The sequence below is a fragment of the Actinomadura keratinilytica genome (genome assembly GCF_039539665.1).
Classification (GTDB): domain Bacteria; phylum Actinomycetota; class Actinomycetes; order Streptosporangiales; family Streptosporangiaceae; genus Spirillospora; species Spirillospora keratinilytica.
Genome location: NZ_BAABDO010000268.1, coordinates 1 through 1,174 on the forward strand (window position 1 = coordinate 1; position 1,174 = coordinate 1,174).

The following is a 1,174-nucleotide window of genomic DNA, read 5'->3' on the forward strand; positions in this document are numbered from 1 at the left end:
GCAGGGGGCGCGCGCCGCTGCCGCGCCGCGTGCGGCAGGCGAACCTCGCGCCGCAGCTGCGCGAGGACGACGACGGCCCGCTCGCGGCGCCCGCCCCGCAGGGCGGCGAGGACCCGCTGGAGGCGTGGGAGCGGCGGTCGGCCGAGGCGTCGCGGGAGCTGTTCGCGTCCCTGCAGGCGGGCTGGCTGCGCGGCCGGGATGAGGACGAGGGGCCGGGCGACCCCCGGCAGGAAAGGGGAACGTCACCATGACGCAGCAGGAAGTGGCGGCCCAGCTGGGCTTTCTTCTGGACGATCTGGTGGACCGGGTGCCGCCGGTCCGCAAGGTCGTCGTCCTGTCCCGCGACGGGCTGGTGATGGGGGCGTCCCGGGACGTGGGCCGCGAGGACGCCGAGTACCTGGCCGCGCTGGCGTCGGGGTTCCACAGCCTCGCGGTCGGCGCCGGGCCGCACCTGGACGCCGGCGAGATCAGGCAGACGATCGTCGAGATGGACAAGGGGCTGTTCTTCGTCGTCCCGGCCGGGGCCAACAGCTGCCTGGCCCTGCTCAGCGACGCGAGCGCCAACGCGGGCCTGGTCGCCTACGAGATGACGATGCTGGTCAAGCGGGTCGGCAGGCAGCTGTCCACCGGGCTGCGCCATGGCGGACGGGGAACGGGCCCGGGGCCGGGATCCGGGTGAGCGGGCGTGGACCGCAGCGCCCCCGGCGGGATCCCCGGTCCGGGCGGGGAGCGGTGGCTCGACGAGGCCGCCGGGCCGATCGTCCGCCCCTACGCGGTGACCCGCGGCCGGACCCGGCCGCACGGCGAGCCGCTGGACCTGGTCACCATCCTGGTCGCGACGGGCGCGGCGCCCGCCGAGCCGGAGCGGCTGTCGCGCGAGCGGCGCCGCCTGCTGGCGCTGTGCCGCCGCCCGTACACGCTGGCCGACCTGGCCTCCGACCTGGACCTGCCGCTCGGCGTGGTCCGGGTGCTGGCCGACGAGCTGATCCAGGCGGGCCTGCTGGGCGTCCAGCGCTGGTCCGCCCCGGCCGCCCCGCACACCGATCCGAACCTGCTCAGGAGGGTCCTCGATGGTATCCGCGCGCTCTGAGCCGCCGGACGGCCCGTCCGGCACCCCGCTGCCGCCCGCCGAGCGGCCCCGCGGCGCCGGGCCGCCGGCGGAGCGGCCGGGCGG

The 1,174-nt window shown here is 77.8% G+C and carries 3 protein-coding genes; all 3 read left to right on the forward strand.

The window, feature by feature from the left end:
- Window positions 1-251: hypothetical protein (locus ABD879_RS32620; RefSeq protein ID WP_345025651.1), on the forward strand; the 251-nt coding region annotated here is incomplete at its 5' end.
- Window positions 248-679: a roadblock/LC7 domain-containing protein gene (locus ABD879_RS32625; protein WP_345025653.1), complete on the forward strand. Its 432-nt coding sequence runs from the start codon at window positions 248-250 to the stop codon at window positions 677-679. The genes ABD879_RS32620 and ABD879_RS32625, both read left to right, overlap by 4 nt.
- Window positions 680-685: 6 nt before the next feature.
- Window positions 686-1,090: a DUF742 domain-containing protein gene (locus tag ABD879_RS32630; RefSeq protein ID WP_345025654.1), complete on the forward strand. Its 405-nt coding sequence runs from the start codon at window positions 686-688 to the stop codon at window positions 1,088-1,090.
- The last annotated feature ends 84 nt before the right edge of the window (window positions 1,091-1,174 follow it).

What these genes read in the sequence shown, in the direction of transcription:
- ABD879_RS32625 (WP_345025653.1), top strand. Translation starts at nt 248, where the DNA reads ATGACGCAGCAGGAAGTGGCGGCCCAGCTGGGCTTTCTTCTGGACGAT.